Source organism: Gordonia tangerina (assembly GCF_021556435.1).
Lineage (GTDB): Bacteria > Actinomycetota > Actinomycetes > Mycobacteriales > Mycobacteriaceae > Gordonia > Gordonia tangerina.
In genome coordinates, this window is sequence record NZ_JAKGCU010000012.1 from 14,206 (window position 1) to 29,739 (window position 15,534).

At 66.2% G+C, this 15,534-nt stretch carries 15 protein-coding genes; 6 read left to right on the forward strand and 9 right to left on the reverse strand.

Annotated elements, in window-relative coordinates; genetic code table 11:
- Nucleotides 1-3: 3 nt before the first annotated feature.
- Nucleotides 4-633: a uracil phosphoribosyltransferase gene (upp, locus tag L1892_RS13795; RefSeq protein ID WP_235724179.1), complete on the forward strand. Its 630-nt coding sequence runs from the start codon at nucleotides 4-6 to the stop codon at nucleotides 631-633.
- Nucleotides 634-644: 11 nt separating this feature from the next.
- Here upp and L1892_RS13800 read toward each other — a convergent pair whose 3' ends face one another.
- The 6 genes from L1892_RS13800 to L1892_RS13825 form a co-directional block, all read right to left on the reverse strand.
- Entirely contained in the window at nucleotides 645-1,355 is a 711-nt protein-coding gene (locus tag L1892_RS13800) for a CPBP family intramembrane glutamic endopeptidase (protein ID WP_235724180.1), read from the reverse strand.
- Nucleotides 1,356-1,417: 62 nt separating this feature from the next.
- The gene (locus L1892_RS13805) at nucleotides 1,418-2,038 is read right to left on the reverse strand and encodes a TetR/AcrR family transcriptional regulator (protein WP_235724181.1); all 621 of its coding nucleotides are present in this window, start codon (nucleotides 2,036-2,038) and stop codon (nucleotides 1,418-1,420) included.
- Entirely contained in the window at nucleotides 2,035-2,898 is an 864-nt protein-coding gene (locus L1892_RS13810; RefSeq protein WP_235724182.1) for an ABC transporter ATP-binding protein, read from the reverse strand. Before L1892_RS13810 ends, L1892_RS13805 begins: the two co-directional genes overlap by 4 nt.
- Entirely contained in the window at nucleotides 2,895-3,716 is an 822-nt protein-coding gene (locus L1892_RS13815) for an ABC transporter ATP-binding protein (protein WP_235724183.1), read from the reverse strand. The genes L1892_RS13810 and L1892_RS13815 overlap by 4 nt, the downstream gene beginning before the upstream one ends.
- The gene (locus L1892_RS13820; protein WP_235724184.1) at nucleotides 3,713-4,789 is read right to left on the reverse strand and encodes an ABC transporter permease; all 1,077 of its coding nucleotides are present in this window, start codon (nucleotides 4,787-4,789) and stop codon (nucleotides 3,713-3,715) included. The genes L1892_RS13815 and L1892_RS13820 overlap by 4 nt, the downstream gene beginning before the upstream one ends.
- Before the next feature lie 454 nt (nucleotides 4,790-5,243).
- On the reverse strand, nucleotides 5,244-5,978 hold the full coding sequence (locus L1892_RS13825) for a glucose 1-dehydrogenase (RefSeq protein WP_235724185.1): 735 nt from the start codon (nucleotides 5,976-5,978) through the stop codon (nucleotides 5,244-5,246).
- Between the two features lie 126 nt (nucleotides 5,979-6,104).
- On the opposite strand from L1892_RS13825, the gene L1892_RS13830 reads away from it, so the two are divergent.
- Entirely contained in the window at nucleotides 6,105-7,199 is a 1,095-nt protein-coding gene (locus L1892_RS13830; RefSeq protein ID WP_235724186.1) for an NAD(P)H-dependent amine dehydrogenase family protein, read from the forward strand.
- A 4-nt stretch (nucleotides 7,200-7,203) separates the two neighbouring features.
- Here L1892_RS13830 and xylB read toward each other — a convergent pair whose 3' ends face one another.
- From xylB to L1892_RS13845, 3 genes are read right to left on the reverse strand one after another with little or no spacing between them, the layout of a single operon-like run.
- A complete protein-coding gene (xylB, locus tag L1892_RS13835) occupies nucleotides 7,204-8,595 on the reverse strand; it encodes a xylulokinase (RefSeq protein WP_235724187.1) in 1,392 nt (463 codons plus the stop codon).
- Nucleotides 8,592-10,070: a mannitol dehydrogenase family protein gene (locus L1892_RS13840; protein WP_235724282.1), complete on the reverse strand. Its 1,479-nt coding sequence runs from the start codon at nucleotides 10,068-10,070 to the stop codon at nucleotides 8,592-8,594. The genes xylB and L1892_RS13840 overlap by 4 nt, the downstream gene beginning before the upstream one ends.
- Nucleotides 10,071-10,075: 5 nt before the next feature.
- On the reverse strand, nucleotides 10,076-11,179 hold the full coding sequence (locus L1892_RS13845; protein WP_235724188.1) for an NAD(P)-dependent alcohol dehydrogenase: 1,104 nt from the start codon (nucleotides 11,177-11,179) through the stop codon (nucleotides 10,076-10,078).
- 125 nt (nucleotides 11,180-11,304) lie between these two features.
- On the opposite strand from L1892_RS13845, the gene L1892_RS13850 reads away from it, so the two are divergent.
- The 4 genes from L1892_RS13850 to L1892_RS13865 are packed head-to-tail and all read left to right on the forward strand — an operon-like array spanning nucleotide 11,305 to nucleotide 15,514.
- Nucleotides 11,305-12,294 (forward strand): sugar-binding transcriptional regulator, encoded by a 990-nt coding sequence (locus L1892_RS13850; RefSeq protein WP_235724189.1) that lies wholly within the window; start codon nucleotides 11,305-11,307, stop codon nucleotides 12,292-12,294.
- Nucleotides 12,294-13,682, forward strand: a complete 1,389-nt coding sequence (locus tag L1892_RS13855) for an ABC transporter substrate-binding protein (protein ID WP_235724190.1) — start codon at nucleotides 12,294-12,296, stop codon at nucleotides 13,680-13,682. The genes L1892_RS13850 and L1892_RS13855 overlap by 1 nt, the downstream gene beginning before the upstream one ends.
- Before the next feature lie 3 nt (nucleotides 13,683-13,685).
- Nucleotides 13,686-14,636, forward strand: a complete 951-nt coding sequence (locus L1892_RS13860; protein ID WP_235724191.1) for a carbohydrate ABC transporter permease — start codon at nucleotides 13,686-13,688, stop codon at nucleotides 14,634-14,636.
- Nucleotides 14,636-15,514 (forward strand): carbohydrate ABC transporter permease, encoded by an 879-nt coding sequence (locus tag L1892_RS13865; RefSeq protein WP_235724192.1) that lies wholly within the window; start codon nucleotides 14,636-14,638, stop codon nucleotides 15,512-15,514. The genes L1892_RS13860 and L1892_RS13865 overlap by 1 nt, the downstream gene beginning before the upstream one ends.
- The last annotated feature ends 20 nt before the right edge of the window (nucleotides 15,515-15,534 follow it).

Below are 15,534 nucleotides of genomic sequence, written 5' to 3' on the forward strand. Positions count from 1 at the left end.
GACATGGACGACGTGGTTCTGATCGACCACCCGCTGGTGCAGCACAAACTCACCCTGCTGAGACGGAAGGACACCTCCACCAACGACTTCCGTCGACTGCTGACCGAGATCTCCACCTTGATGGCCTATGAGGTGCTGCACGACATCCCCATGCACCCGATCTCCATCGACACCCCGTTGGAGACCATGACCGCCAACGTCATCGACGGCAAGAAGGTGGTGTTCGCGTCGATCCTGCGAGCCGGTACGGGGATCGTCGACGGCATGCTGACCGTGGTGCCGGGCGCTCGGGTCGGACACATCGGGCTCTACCGGGACCCGAAGACCCACATCGCCGTCGAATACTACTTCAAGATGCCCGGCGACCTCGCCGAGCGCGATGTGGTGATCGTGGATCCCATGCTGGCAACCGGACATTCGGCGGTCGCAGCGGTGGACCGCATCAAGGAGTACTCGCCGCGATCGATCAAATTCGTCTGCCTGCTGACGTGTCCGCAGGGAATCGAGACCCTGCAGGCCGCACATCCGGATGTGCGGATCTTCACCGCCGCCGTCGACCGGGAACTCGACGAGAACGGTTACATCGTGCCCGGCATCGGGGACGCCGGGGACCGGATCTTCGGCACCACCTGATCCCGCGACCGTCAGGAGGGCAGATGCCAGGCGACCGCGGCGCCGACCGCGCCGGTCGCGTTCAGTGCCCAATGCAGCGCGACCGGTGCGAGCAGACTCGTCGTCCGATGCCGTAGCCATCCGAACACGAATCCCGCAGCCGTCGTGGCCGCCACGGCACCGAGCACACCCGCGATCTGACCGACCGTCCCGGAACCGAGCACGCCGCTGAGTCCCTCGTTGCCGGCGGTCAGACCCAGGGACGACGTCACATGCCACAAACCGAATGCGATCGCGCCCAGCGTGAGTGTCCACCGCACGCCGAACAACCGGGCGAGGCTGCCCTGCAACACGCCCCGGAAGATCAACTCTTCGGGCAGCACCGTCTGCAGCGGGATCGTCACCAGGGCGGCAAAGGCGGCCGCGGATGCGCTGTCGAAGCGGTCGGACAGAAAGAACTGTCGGGTGGCCGGGATCGCGACGGCCACAGAGACGATCGCGAACACCGCCACCACGGCGCCGACGGCATAGGGAATCCCGGCACGTAGTTCGGATCGGCTCAGACCCATCTCGCGCCAGTCCAGCCCCGCCATCCGGGCACCGAGCACCAGCACCACGGCCGCGCCAGGCACCACCAGCACCGCAGCCGTACCCGACGCACCATGGGCGACAAGGTTGACCACGACCACCACCGCGACGACGCCGACCACCAGCACGACGGATCGTGTGCGCGACAGTTTCATATGTCTACTCTCCCGCATGCGGGTACAGACACGCCGGATGCCGGGATGACGCAACCCGTATCTCACCGTCGGTCCGATGGGTTCGTGATGTCGCCGAACAGGTACCGGTCGATGGTGGGGCCCGCCCAGCGACTCAGATCCGATGCGGCCGCGTCGGCGATTGCCGGCACTCGCATCACATACCGCGCCATCAGCAACCCGAGCATCTGCGACATCACCATGGCCACGCGCTGCCCGCGCTCATCAGCGGACACGAACTCGCCGAGCACTCCGGTCGCCACGCCGAGAAAGAACTCCCGCAGCCGATCGGCGACCTGGTCATGGGTCACCGCGATCCGCAACAGCGCGACCGCCCGTGCCCGCTGTTGGGGATCTCGCTCCCAGAAGTCGACGACCCGATACACGAACTCGCATCCCACCGTGGCGTCGGTGTCGGCGATTCCGGCGAACACGGTGGCCACATCCACCTCGGGTCGCAACGCCGCCACGAGCAGGTCGTTCTTGGTGCCGAAATAGTGGTGGATGAGCGCCGGGTCCACTCCCGCACGCCGCCCGATGGCCCGCATCGTGGTCCGCTCGAATCCGCTTTCGGAGAACATTTCTCGCGCCGTGGTCAGGATCTGCTCGCGGTTGTCGACGGTCCGATCGAGTTTGGGCCGTCCACGGCCGCGTGCCGACGTCATCGGGACCTGGCCAGGACCAGCATCCGTTCCTCGATGGTGGCGGGGACCGGCTTGATCTCGGCGTCGACCCCGGCCTCGGACAACGCCGAGGCGATCATCGCCGGATCCGTGTCGGGCACCCGAATCGCCGTGCCGTCCAAAATCACCGGTATGTCTGCATCGTTGAGCACCGCGAATGTGCGGGCCCAGTCGGCCGTATGCACCGCCACCGCGCGGGTGTCGCCGATGATGTCGTGTTCGCTTCCCGATGCGACGAGTGCGCCGCCGGCCATCAGCAACAGGCGGTCGCAGTGCTGCGCTTCCTCCATGTAGTGGGTGGTGACCAGGACCCCCACGCCGCGGTCGGCCTGCGCGCGGATGGTGTCCCACAGTTCGGCCCGGGCCAGCGCGTCCACACCGGAGGTCGGCTCGTCGAGAACCAGCGCCTCCGGCCGATGCGCCAAGGCCACCACGAACGCCGCCTGCCGCTGCGCACCCAACGCCAGGTCACCGACCAGGGTGTCCCGCACGTCGCGCAGCGCCGCGGGCAGGTCTGGAACTGCGCAGTTGTAGGCCCCCGCGCTGAACGCCAGGTTCTCCGCCAGCGTGAGGTCGCGGTAGAGGCCGAGATTTTGTGGCACGTACCCCATCCGCGCTCGGTGGGAGCGATCCGGTGGACCACCGAGGAGTTCGACGGCCCCGTCGGTGGGGGCCAGCAATCCCAGCAGCAGCCGAATCAGGGTCGTCTTGCCCGCCCCGTTGGCGCCCAGGAGGCCCACGACCTCACCCGGGCGCACCGCCATCGACACCGCATCGACAGCGGTGAAATCACCGAATCGTCGGGTTGCCGAACGCGCACGGAGAACCTCGTCCGATGTCATGTCGGCGCCTCCTGATGCCGTCGCGTCATCGACAGCGCGATGACGATGTCCTCCAGATCCGGCGCAATCACGTCGGCGTCGGTTGCGGGATCGCCGTCGGGCCAGTACTCGCGCCGCTGACGTCCTCGCCGCCACGACCATTCCGGACGTGTCGGCGTCGTCGACGCCGTGATCGTGCCGGTGAAACCTCCACGGACATCGTCGTAGGACCCGGTGGTCAGGACCCGGCCCCGGTCGAGGACAACCAGTTCACCCGCGCGCTCCGCCTCGTCGAGGTACGTCGTCGACATCAGTACGGCGGCACCGGCGGCTGCCGCCTCGGAGATCATCCGCCAGAGGTCGATACGGCTCACCGGATCGACTCCGGTACTCGGTTCGTCGAGCACCAGCAACTCCGGGTGATGCAGCATGGCCATCGCCGCGCCGAGTTTGCGGCGCATCCCCCCGGACAGAGCTGACGCCAAGCGATCGGCGGCGACCCGGAGGCCTGCCCGGTCGATGAGGTCCTCCCGCCGGTCGACGAGCTCATCGCCGGTCAATCCGTATATGCCGCCGACGAAGTCGAGATTCTGGCGAACCGTCAGGGCCGCCCAGCTGCCCGGGCCCGCGGACAGATAGCCGATCTGATGCTTGTCCGGCGCCGCCACGACCCCGCGGTCCGGAGCGACCTCGCCCACAAGTGTGCGCAGCAGCGTGGTCTTTCCGGCGCCGTCGCCACCGACGAGCGCCACCACCTGCCCCGGTGCCACCGCCACGGTCACGTCGTCGAGTGCCGTCGTCGCACCGAAGGCCACCGTCACCGACCGCGCCGCGATCATGCGACGTCCGCACCCGAGGGTTCCGCCGCGGTCCCTCGCCCCGGCGACGATTGTCTCCTCACGTCGGGAGCCAGATCACGTCGGAACCGCAGGGTTGCGGCGGTGAACACCACGATCGCCATGACGGCGAGCACCACCAAGGGCAGCCACAGCGACTCGATCGGGGCGCCGCGCAGCATCACACCCTGCGAGATCATCGTGAAGTAGGTCAGTGGCAGCAGATAGCCGATCCATCGAACTCCCGCCGCCATTGCGTCGAGCGGAAAGATCATGCCGGACAACAATATCTGTGGCAACAGGAAGAAGAAGGCCGTCTGGATGGCCTGGCCGGTGGTCTGGGAGATGGTGGAGATCATCACGCCGAGTCCGAGGACGACGAACAGGAAGATCCCGGCGCCGAGGGCGAAGACGAGCACATTGCCGTTGAACGGGACGTCGAACAGGAGCATGCCCAGCACGGTCACCACGGTCATGTCGATCGCGGCGAGGATGAAGTAGGGCACGATCTTGCCCAGGATCACCTGGCTCGGCGCGATGGGCATCACCGCGAGTTGTTCGAGCGTGCCCGCTTCGCGCTCGCGGACCAATCCGATGCTTGTGATGATCGTGCCGATGAAGGTCAAGATGAGGCCGATGATGGCCGGGACCATCACCCACGACGTCTTGAGGTCCGGATTGAACATCACCTCGGTCCGGACCTGTCCACCGAGTTTGTTCAGGATCGACACCGTCGACTGCGCTGCGAACAGGTTGGACCCGTCGACGTAGGCGGTGGGTTGCGACCCCGGGTTTCCGGTCACCACCACCACGTCGACCTTGTTCTCGCGCAGCATGTCCTGCGCCTGCGAGACCCCGTCGGCGGTGTTGGTCTCGGTGACCTCGAAGTAGGACGGCAACGCAGTCGCCGCTCGTTCGGCCGACGGCCCGACCACCGCGGTCTCCACCGAGGACACGTAGAAGTTGGCCGCGTAGCCGAAGATCACCAGCAGAAGCAACGGCAAGACGATCAGCATGGCCAGCGTGCGGCGGTCGCGCCGCAGTTCGCGAAACTCCTTGAGAATCATTGCGCGCATGCAGCGAGCGTATGACCTGCGACGACGGAGGTCAACGCTTGTTGAATAAATTCTCCACGCGGTCGCGCTCACCCCCGATCCCGGAGGAAGCCCGGAGCTTGCGGGGGCCCACCACCGATCCCTGAGGAGGTTCGGAGCGCTAGCGGAGAACTGTCACGAAGGGCCCTTCGTGACACTCGGCTAGCGCCTCGCTCCTCAGGGAGCGGGGTGAAGACCTGCACGACCAACCACCCCCACCACCGATCCCTGAGGAGGCTCGGAGCGCCAGCGGAGGCCCACCACCGATCCCTGAGGAGGTTCGGAGCGCTAGCGGAGAACTGTCACGAAGGGCCCTTCGTGACACTCGGCTAGCGCCTCGCTCCTCAGGGAGCGGGTGGTGGCTCCTCAGGGAGCAGGTGGGGACGCTCGGAAGACTCATGCAAAGAAGCCGGGTAACGACATCTGAGCGAACAGGTCAGTTGTGCGGGACGTCGGCGGTGAGCCCGCCGTCCATGACGAACTCGGCTCCGGTTGCGTACGAGGACTCATCACTGGCGAGGAACACCACGAAGGTCGCCACCTCACTGGACTCGGCGGGTCGGCCCAGCGGGGTTTTCACGATGTCCTCCGGCAAACCCTCCGTCATCGGCGTGCGGATCATCCCGGGATGGATCGAGTTGACCCGGATGTTGTGCGGGGCCAGTTCCAGCGCAGCCGATTTCGCAAGTCCGCGAACGCCCCACTTGGTGGCGACGTAGCCGTGCGCCCACGGGCTGCCACGCAACCCCTCGACCGACGAGACGTTGATGATCGATCCACCACCCGCGGCAATCATCGGCTCCACAGCCGCCTGCATGCCGAGGAAGGTGCCGGTGAGGTTCACATCGAGGATCTGTTGCCACTTGTCGAGGCGGAACTTCTGCAGTTCCGCACCGTTGACGATCCCAGCGTTGTTCACCAGCACGTTGAGTCTGCCGAAGTCCCCGAGCGCCGTCGCCACCGCGGCTGCCCAGTCGTCGGGTGAGGTCACATCCAGATGCACATACCGCGCCGCGTCGCCGAGTTCGTCGGCGAGCGCCTTGCCCTCCTCGTCGAGGATGTCGCCGATCACGACTTTCGCACCTTCGTCCACGAGCATGCGCGCATGTGCTGCGCCCATCCCCCGCGACCCACCGCTGATCAACGCAACCTTGTCATCAACACGTCCCATGGCGACAGAGAGTACCTGGTCAGCAGCTGAATGAGAACAGGTTCTACCCATTCGGCGCCTGCCATGTTCTACTGAATGGACAACAGTCCGGACAATTGTTCACCTGACCAGCACAAGGAGTGTTCGATGACGATTCGGGTGGGTCACGTGGGTACCGGGAACGTCGGCCGGCTCGCGTTGCGACAGCTCATCGACGACGCCCGGTTCGAACTCGTCGGAGTGTGTGTGTCGAATCCGGACAAGGTGGGCAAGGACGCCGCAGAGCTCGCCGGCCGTGACACCGAACCGACCGGCGTGATCGCCACCAGCGATCTGGACGCGGTGATCGGGGCCGAACCGGATTGCGTCGTCTACTGCGCGATGGGCGACACCCGCCCGCTCGAGGCATTCGATGACTGTGTGCGACTCCTGGCGTCCGGCATCGACGTGGTCGGGTCGGCGCCGAACACGCTGCAGTTCCCATGGGGAGTCATGCCCGACAAGGCAGTACGGAAGTTGGAGGAGACCGCGACCCGCAACGAGGCGAGCATCTTTGTCACCGGGGTCGACCCCGGTTTTGCCAACGATCTGATCCCGTTCGCATTCGCGGGCACCTGCCAGCAGATCGAGCAGATCCGGTGTATGGAGATCGCCGACTATGCGACCTACGACGGCGCGACCGTGATGTTCGACGTGATGGGCTTCGGCAAGCCGATGTCCGAGACACCCATGCTCTTCCTGCCCGGGATTCTGGGAATGGCGTGGGGCACCACGATTCGACAGTTGGCCGCGGGCTTGGGCGTCACGGTGGACGAGATCGTCGAGAAATACGAGGACGAGGCGGCTCCCGAGGCATTCGACATCGCGTCCGGACACATCGACGAGGGAACGCGCGCCGCAGTGCGCTTCGAGATCATCGGCATGGTCGAGGGCCGAGAAGCGATCGTGGTCGAGCACGTGACCCGGCTTCGCGAGGACCTGGGGGCCGAGTGGGCGCGGCCTGCGCAGCCCGGCGGGTGCTACCGGGTCGAGATCGTCGGCGAACCGTCCTACCGCGTGGACATCTGTCCCACCAGCGAGCACGGCGACCACAACCACGCCGCGATCGTCGCGGCTGCGGGTCGGATCGTCAACGCGATCCCTGCGGTGGTGGACGGCCCGTCGGGAATTCGGACCACCCTCGATCTCCCACTCGTCACCGGGGCGGGCACCTTTCTCGGTGCGGCGCCGCTGACCACCTGAGGATTCACCGACGCAGGACCAGATCGGTTGCCGTCCGATAGCGTGCGTAGATCTCCGGGTCGGCGCGCGGTGCCTGGCGCCGATCGGCCGGCACCTCCCAGCGCGGCAGATCGCCGGTCAGCGCCCAGGCTGCCTGTCGGGCCGCACCGCGCGCCACATACTCACCCGGTTCCGGCAGGTACACCGCGCGACCGAACAACGCCGGCGCGATGGCGCGGACGGCCTCGGACCGGACGCCACCCCCGACCATCACGATCCGCTCGACGTCCACGCCCTGACCGCCGATCAGGTCCAGGCAATACACCAGCGAGCAGAGCAGGCCTTCCACCGAGGCGCGCGCCACATTCGCGGGGGTCCAGTTGTCTGCGGTGATACCCGTCAATGATCCTGTGGCATCGGGCAGATTGGGTGTCCGCTCGCCCGCGAGGTAGGGCACCAACGCGAGCCCGTCGGCTCCGGGAGGTGCCGCGAGCGCGAGTGCACCGAATTCGTCGAGATCCACCCCGAGCATGCGGGCGGTGGCCGCGAGCACGGGGGCACCGTTGAGTGTGCAGACCAGGGGCAGCTGCCGTCCGGTGGCGTCGGCGAAACCCGCCACCAGTCCGGACGCGTCGCGTGGCGGCGTATCGGTGACCGCACTGACCACCCCCGAGGTGCCCAGCGACACGATGCAGTCACCCGGCGACGCCATCAAACCCAATGCGGCAGCGGCATTGTCGCCGGCCCCGGCGGCGATCACGCAACCCTGCGGGGTGACTCCGGCGGTCTCCGCAGGACCGAGCACCCGGGGCAGCACGGGCCGGCGACCGCCGAAGGAGACGTCGAGCGCATCGTCGCAGTAGCCACCCGTGGCCGCGGAGTAATAGCCGGTACCGGATGCGTCGCTACGGTCGGTCACGAGCGCGGTGATATCTGCGCTCCCGCGCAGCCGCCATGTCAACCAGTCATGCGGCAGGCACACCGCAGCCGTGGCATCGGCCACCGCTGGTTCGTTGTCGGCGACCCAACGCAGCTTCGTGGCCGTGATCGATGCCACGGGTACCACGCCCACGCGGTCCGCCCACGCGGTTGCGCCACCGAACTCGTGGATCAACGCTGTCGCGCTGGCGGCAGATCGGGTGTCGTTCCACAGCAACGCCTTACGCAACACGGTGCCGCGACGGTCGAGACAGATCAGCCCGTGTTGTTGGCCGGCAACGGAGAGTGCGGCGACATCGTCGATCCCGCCTGCCTCCGCTATGGCGGTCTGCAGGGCTGTCCACCAGTGCTCGGGATCGATCTCGGTACCCGCCGGGTGCGCCGCCGAACCAGTCCGGACCACGCGTCCGGTGTCGGCATCACAGACGACGACCTTGCACGACTGGGTCGATGAGTCGACACCCGCCACCAGCGTCATGCGAGCAACCCCGACAAGGTCTCGCGGGCGCCATCGCGACGCAGTGCTTCCAGCACGGCCAGATAGGGCTTGGTGAACCGTTCATCGCGGGCGAGGTCGCCAAACAGTGATGTGTCGGCCACAAAGGCCAACGGTTCGGTCCGCGATCGTCGAGCCGCCGGGACCAGTTGCGCCGCCAGCGGGTCGACGACGCGGATCTCGTCGCCGTCCTCGTCCACCCCTTCGGCGTAGCGGGTCCACGACGCCACCACCGCCGCCGATAGCGGTACATCTCCCCCGTCGGCCAGCCGGTCCCGGATCACCGGCACCAGCCATGTGGGAATCCGGTCCGAGGAGTCCTGACACAGGCGGGCGATGGTGTCCGCGATGGACGGATTGCCGAAGCGCGCGATCAGGGTCTCGGTGTAGCTGTCCAGGTCGACGCCGGGAACCGGCTGCAGGGTGGGCCGTCCTTCCCGGGACATATAGCGCCGCAACAGCTCGGCGATCAGCGGGTCGGCGACCGCCTCGTGCACGTAGCGATAGCCCATGAGATAGCCGAAGTAGCACAGGGCCTGATGTCCGGCGTTGAGCAGACGGAGTTTCATCAGTTCATAGGGGGTGACGTCGTCGACCACCTGGACGCCCACGGACTCGAGCGCGGGTCGCCCCATCGAGAACGTGTCTTCGAGCACCCACTGCGTGAAGGGTTCCGCGACGACCGGCCAGCGATCGTCGACACCGGTTCGCTCGAGCACCTCGGCGCGCAACTCGGGCGGTGTCGCGGGAGTGATCCGGTCGACCATGGAATTCGGGAAGCGGGTGTGTTCGGCGATCCATTCGGCCAGATCCGGGTCCTTCGCGCGGGCATAGGAGAGAAAGGTCGACTGCGCGACATGCCCATTGCCCGCGATGTTGTCACAGGACATCACCGTGAACGATTCGATGCCTCGGTCACGCCGACGGCGCAGCGCCTCGGTCACGAGGCCGAACACCGTGCGCGGTACCGCATCGTCGGTCAGATCGGCGACGATCTCGGGATTGTCCAGGTCGAACTCTCCGGTCGACGGCGAAAAGTTGTACCCGCCCTCGGTGACGGTGAGGGAGACTATGCGGGTCTCGGGAGCAGCCAATTTCTCGACGACCCGCTCGGGGTCGTCCGGCGCGAACAGGTAGTCGACGATCGCGCCGAGGATCGAGGTCTCGACCTCTCCGTCGGGGTGTTTGAGGGTCAGCGTGTACAGGCCATCCTGCGGGACCAGGGCATCGCGCATCGCCGCGTCGGCCGGCCGGACACCGACGCCACAGATGCCCCAGTCGGCCGCGTCGTCGGAGTCACCTGCGGCGAGGAGACGATCGAGATACCTGGCCTGATGTGCTCGATGAAACCCACCGACGCCGAAATGCACTATTCCGCAGCGCATCTGCCGACGGTCATAGGACGGTGTCGGTACGGTGTGGATGTCGGCGAGTCCGGCCTGGGTCAGCTCGTACATGTCGCTCACGGGTGCACTTCCTTGTCTGCGTGGGGATCTGAACTTGCGCCGGTGGACGCAGCGAGGCCGGCCTGCTGCGACGGTCCTGGACGTGACGGATCTGGAAGACCACCCGGGTACACGATCGCCTTGATGGAACCCGGAGTCCGATCGGCGTCGAGCGCCGCCCGCACCTCGTCGAGTCCGAAGCGGCCGGTCACCATCGCGTCGACGTCGACCCGCCCGGAGGAGATCAACGAGAGCGCCGTCGGCCAGGTGTTGGCATACCGGAAGACCCCGGTCAGGACGATCTCACGGTTTTGGATGACGCTGGTCGGCAACGTCATCTCATCGGCACCCATGCCGACGAGCACAGCGCGGCCGGCCGGGCTCAGCGCCCGGATTCCCTCGACCGCAGCTGCCGCAACACCGCTGGCATCGATGAACGCCGTCACACCGTCGACACGAGCCGACGGTCCTCCCGGATCGACGACATCCGTCGCCCCGAATGTCGACGCCATGGCGCGGCGCTGCGCATCGGGCTCGCTCATCACGATCCGGTCGGCACCCACCGCCCGTGCGACCTGGGCACACAGCAGGCCGATCGGTCCGGCTCCGGCGATGAGCACCGAATCCCCCACCGCCACCTCGGCTTTCCGGATGGCCGCGATCGCCACCGACAGCGGTTCGCACAGCGCCGCCGCCTCATCGCTGACATGGTCGGGAACGGCGTGGGCGAAGGCGTCGCCGATGGTGACGTACTCGCAGAGTGCTCCATCGACCGGCGGTGTGGCGAAAAAGCGCATGTGCGGACACAGGTTGTAGCGCCCGCTGCGGGACTCCGGACTGGCCATGTCGGGCGTCTGCGGCTCGATCGAGACACGTTGTCCCACACGGGATGCCGACACGTACGCGCCGACGCCGACGATCACGCCGCCGGCCTCGTGACCGAGCACGATCGGCGCGGTGACGACGTACTCACCGATCCGACCGTGTCGTAGGTAGTGCGCGTCCGAACCGCACAGCCCGACCGCACCGACACGCACGAGTACCTCACCCGCGGCGGGTTGCGGCACAGGCCGCTCGTCGATGGTCAACGCCCCATCCGGGTGCAGCACACTGGCGCGCATCGTCGTAGTACTCCCTGGGTCACTCTCGGTCACTGCTGTTGCGTAGATCACATTCCCGATGTTAGCGTATTGAGCATATCCCCGGCTAGTGAGCAAATGCTCACCCGATCGAACTGAGGCGACAGATGACGAGTCCCCCGAGGACCACCCCGGACACCGGACACGACCTGCGCCTACTCGTACGAGCGGCCACGATGTATCACCTCGAGGGACTCACCCAGGCCGAGATCGCCAAACGCCTCGGCGTGTCCCGGCCCACGGCCGGCCGACTGGTCGCGCGAGCGCGAGCTCAGGGCCTGGTTCAGGTGACGGTGAGTGCACCGAGTCACCTGAGCTCGTCCATCCACACCGATCTCGAACGCACCGTCGAGGAGACATTCGGCCTCGACGAGGTGCTCATCATCGACGAGATCGCCGATGGAAGCGCCTCGGCCAACGCCGCACTCGGCCGAGCCGGTGCGTCCGTGCTGATGCGTCGCATCCAGCCGACCGACGTGCTCGGCTTCACGTGGGGCCCCGAGCAGGTTGCCGTCGCCGACGCGATGGCGGCCACCTCGTCGTGCCGACAGGTCGTCCAGATGGACGGGTCGATGACCTCCGTCGAATACCACACCGGCGTCGATCACGCCCTCGCCCGCCTGTCGGACCGACTTCACGCGCGGCCGATGCGGTTGGTGGCTCCCCTCTACGCCGATCCCGACACGGTCACCGCGCTGCAACGGGATTCGATCCTCTCCCAGTCCCTCTCGGCTGCCCGATCGGCGAACGTGATGCTCTTCGGTGTGGGTTCGGTGTCGACGTCGACGACCTTGTTCGAAGGTGCATTCATCGATGCGATCGTGCTCGACGAACTCGACGAACTCGGTGCCGTCGGCGAGATCGGCGGACGCTTCTACGACGACCATGGTCGTGCGGTGCAGTCGACCCTCGTAGACCGCACGGTGTCGGTTCCCCTGGACAGTGTCCGGGCTTGCCCCACAAGCATTCTCGTCTCCGGTGGAGAGCACCGCCGGGACTCCATCCTCGGCGCCATCCGCGGCGGGTATTCGACGATTCTCGTCACCGACCTCCCCACCGCTGAATGGCTTGTCGCGCAACAGAAAGGTGAACTCTGATGGCGCTAGGACCGAGATACGGTCGTCGACGCACACCCGGTTCGCGTCGCACGCGGGTCAGTCTCGCCTCGGTGGCGGCCGCTGCCGCGCTCGTGCTGGCCGGCTGCTCGGGTGCCGGATCCCTGACCGGCGGGGGTGGTGACGCCGTCACAGTCGCGATGGTCTCCAACTCGCAGATGCAGGACGCGGTCGCACTGTCCGGGCAGTTCGAGAAGGAGAACCCCGGCATCAAGCTGAAGTTCGTCACGTTGTCGGAGAACGAGGCCCGCGCCAAGATCACCGCCTCGGTGGCCACCGGGGGCGGCGAGTTCGACGTGGTGATGATCAGCAACTACGAGACACCGATGTGGGCCGAGAACGGCTGGCTGGTCAACCTCACGCCGTATATGGAGGCCGACCCGAGTTACGCTGCCGACGATTTCATTCCCACGCTGAAATCTGCACTGTCGTACGACGGTTCGATGTACTCGGCGCCGTTTTACGGCGAGTCGTCATTCCTGATGTACAACAAGCGGATGTTCGCTGACGCCGGCGTGTCGTTGCCGGCGAACCCCACGTGGCCGCAGGTGGCGGAGGTCGCAGCGAAGCTCGACACCGGCGACGTTTCCGGAATCTGCCTGCGCGGCAAGCCCGGATGGGGTGAGTTGCTGGCGCCACTGAACACCGTCATCAACGCGTTCGGCGGCCGCTGGTACGACGAGAACTGGAACGCCCAGCTGACCAGCCCCGAGGTCGAGGCGGCTGTCAAGTTCTACGTCGACACGGTGCGCGACCACGGTGAGCCGGGCGCGGCGTCCTCCGGATTCCAGGAGTGCGGCAATCTGCTCTCCCAGGGCCAGGTCGCGATGTGGTACGACGCGACGTCGGCGGTGTCGGTCCTCGAGAGCCCGGACACCTCGACCATCGCCGGCGATGTGGGCTATCTGCCCGCTCCGCGAATGGCCAAGGCGGACAACGGATGGCTCTACACCTGGTCGCTGGGAATCCCCACCAGCAGTACCAAACAGGATGAGGCCTGGAAGTTCATCGACTGGATGACCAACCGCGACTACATCAAGTATGTATCGGAGACGCTGGGGGCAAGCCACATCCCGCCGGGCAGCCGCATGTCGACATATCGGTTGCCCGCGTACGAGGAGATCTCGGAGCCCTTTGCCGACGCGACCCTGTCGGCGATGACGACCGCAGATCAGCAGAACCCCACCTTGAAGCCGGTCCCCTACACCGGCATCCAGTTCCTCGCGATCCCAGAATTCCAGGATCTCGGAACTCGCGTCAGCCAACAGATCTCCGCAGCGATCGCCGGGCAGATCAGTGTTGAGCAGGCGCTCGCACAGAGTCAGGAATACGCCGAGACGGTGGGTAAGACCTACCAGAAGGAGAGGTGAGCCGTGGCCACCACACTCGCCCAGCCCGGGGCCCAACCGCAGCCCGCGGCGCCGAGCTCGAAGCGCGACCACATCTCCCGCGCCGAGGGTTGGCGCAGGCGTGGACCGCTGTTGCCCGCGTTGATCTTCATGATCGTGGTGACGCAGGTACCGTTCCTGTTCACCCTGTTCTACTCGACCCAGTCCTGGAACCTGGTGCGGCCCGGCTCGCGCAGTTTCGTCGGGATCGACAACTATCTCGCGGTGTTCACCGACACCCAGTTCTGGCGGGTCACGCTCAACACGATTGTGCTGATCGCCGGCACGGTGATCGCCTCGGTGATCCTCGGGCTGGTGTTCGCCCTGTTGCTCGATCGGAAGTTCCTGGGCCGCGGCATCGTACGCACCCTGCTGATCACGCCGTTCCTGGTGACGCCGGTCGCCGCCGCACTGTTGTGGAAAACCAGCCTGCTCTCGCCGACCAACGGCCTCGTCAACTGGTTGCTGAGCCCGTTCGGGGTACAGACCGACTGGCTCAGCACCTATCCGCTGATAAGCGTCATCGCCGAATTGGTGTGGCAGTGGACGCCGTTCATGATGTTGCTGATCCTGGCCGGGTTGCAGTCGATGCCCCACGACATCCAGGAGGCCGCCCGCGTCGACGGCGCCACCAGCTTCCGACTGTTCCGTGAACTCACCCTGCCGCACCTGCGCCGGTTCATCGAACTCGGCGCCGTGCTGGGGGCGATCTACCTGGTCAACACGTTTGACGCGGTGTACATGATGACCTCCGGCGGACCAGGCGTGTCCAGCGCGAATCTACCGTTCTACATCTATCAGCGAGCCTTCCTCGGCTTCGACATCGGTCAGGCCGCGGCGATGGGCGTGGTCACCGTGATCGGCACCATCGTGGTCGCCTCGCTGGCCCTGCGTCTGATCTTCAAGACCTTCACCGGAAACGAGGAGGCGGCCTGATGACCACCACCACTACCCCCACCCACCGGTCCTCGGCGACCATCGACGGTGTGGAGATCACCCGCAAACGTGACACCCGTGGCGCCCTACTGACGGTGCTCACCTGGATTCTGGCGCTGGGCTTCTTCTTTCCGGTGTTGTGGATGGTGCTCACCGCGTTCAAGAAGGAAAGCCAGGCCGCGACCGACCCACCGACGTTCATCTTCACCCCCACCCTCGACCAGTTCCGCGAAGTGTTCGACGCCGGAATCGGAACACCACTGCTGAACTCGGTGTTCGCCACCATCGTGTCCACCATCCTGGTACTGGCGCTGGGCGTGCCCGCCGCATTCGCCCTGTCACTGCGCCCGGTCCGCAAAACCCAAGACGCACTGTTCTTCTTCATCAGCACCAAGATGCTGCCGATCGTCGCCGCCATCATCCCGCTGTACGTCATCGTCGGACGCATCGGCATGCTCGACAACATCTGGACCCTGGTCATCCTCTACACCGCCATGAACCTGCCCATCGCCGTGTGGATGATGCGCTCATTCTTCCTCGAAGTACCCGCAGAACTCCTCGAAGCCGCCAGCATCGACGGCGCCAGCCTCTGGACCTCGGTGCGCGAAGTGATCCTGCCACTGGTCTCCCCCGGCATCGCCGCCACCGCACTGATCTGCGTCATCTTCTCCTGGAACGAATTCTTCTTCGCCGTCAACATGACCGCCGTCAACGCCCAGACCATGCCGGTGTTCCTCACGGGCTTCATGTCCGGGCAAGGCCTCTACTGGGCACAACTATCCGCCGCCTCGGTCCTCGCCGCCCTGCCCGTCGTCATCTGCGGCTGGATCGCCCAGAACAAACTCGTCCGCGGACTGTCCTTCGGCGCAATCAAATAGACCCCACCCCTCACCCTCAC

Excerpts from the sequence above, each read along its gene's own strand:
- L1892_RS13865 (WP_235724192.1), top strand. The coding sequence starts at position 14,636 with ATGACCACCACCACTACCCCCACCCACCGGTCCTCGGCGACCATCGAC.
- L1892_RS13855 (WP_235724190.1), top strand. The coding sequence starts at position 12,294 with ATGGCGCTAGGACCGAGATACGGTCGTCGACGCACACCCGGTTCGCGT.
- upp (WP_235724179.1), top strand. The coding sequence starts at position 4 with ATGGACGACGTGGTTCTGATCGACCACCCGCTGGTGCAGCACAAACTC.
- L1892_RS13825 (WP_235724185.1), bottom strand. The coding sequence starts at position 5,978 with ATGGGACGTGTTGATGACAAGGTTGCGTTGATCAGCGGTGGGTCGCGG.
- L1892_RS13840 (WP_235724282.1), bottom strand. The coding sequence starts at position 10,070 with ATGTACGAGCTGACCCAGGCCGGACTCGCCGACATCCACACCGTACCG.
- L1892_RS13800 (WP_235724180.1), bottom strand. The coding sequence starts at position 1,355 with ATGAAACTGTCGCGCACACGATCCGTCGTGCTGGTGGTCGGCGTCGTC.
- L1892_RS13815 (WP_235724183.1), bottom strand. The coding sequence starts at position 3,716 with ATGATCGCGGCGCGGTCGGTGACGGTGGCCTTCGGTGCGACGACGGCA.
- L1892_RS13810 (WP_235724182.1), bottom strand. The coding sequence starts at position 2,898 with ATGACATCGGACGAGGTTCTCCGTGCGCGTTCGGCAACCCGACGATTC.
- L1892_RS13830 (WP_235724186.1), top strand. The coding sequence starts at position 6,105 with ATGACGATTCGGGTGGGTCACGTGGGTACCGGGAACGTCGGCCGGCTC.
- L1892_RS13805 (WP_235724181.1), bottom strand. The coding sequence starts at position 2,038 with ATGACGTCGGCACGCGGCCGTGGACGGCCCAAACTCGATCGGACCGTC.
- L1892_RS13820 (WP_235724184.1), bottom strand. The coding sequence starts at position 4,789 with ATGCGCGCAATGATTCTCAAGGAGTTTCGCGAACTGCGGCGCGACCGC.
- L1892_RS13845 (WP_235724188.1), bottom strand. The coding sequence starts at position 11,179 with ATGCGCGCCAGTGTGCTGCACCCGGATGGGGCGTTGACCATCGACGAG.
- L1892_RS13850 (WP_235724189.1), top strand. The coding sequence starts at position 11,305 with ATGACGAGTCCCCCGAGGACCACCCCGGACACCGGACACGACCTGCGC.
- xylB (WP_235724187.1), bottom strand. The coding sequence starts at position 8,595 with ATGACGCTGGTGGCGGGTGTCGACTCATCGACCCAGTCGTGCAAGGTC.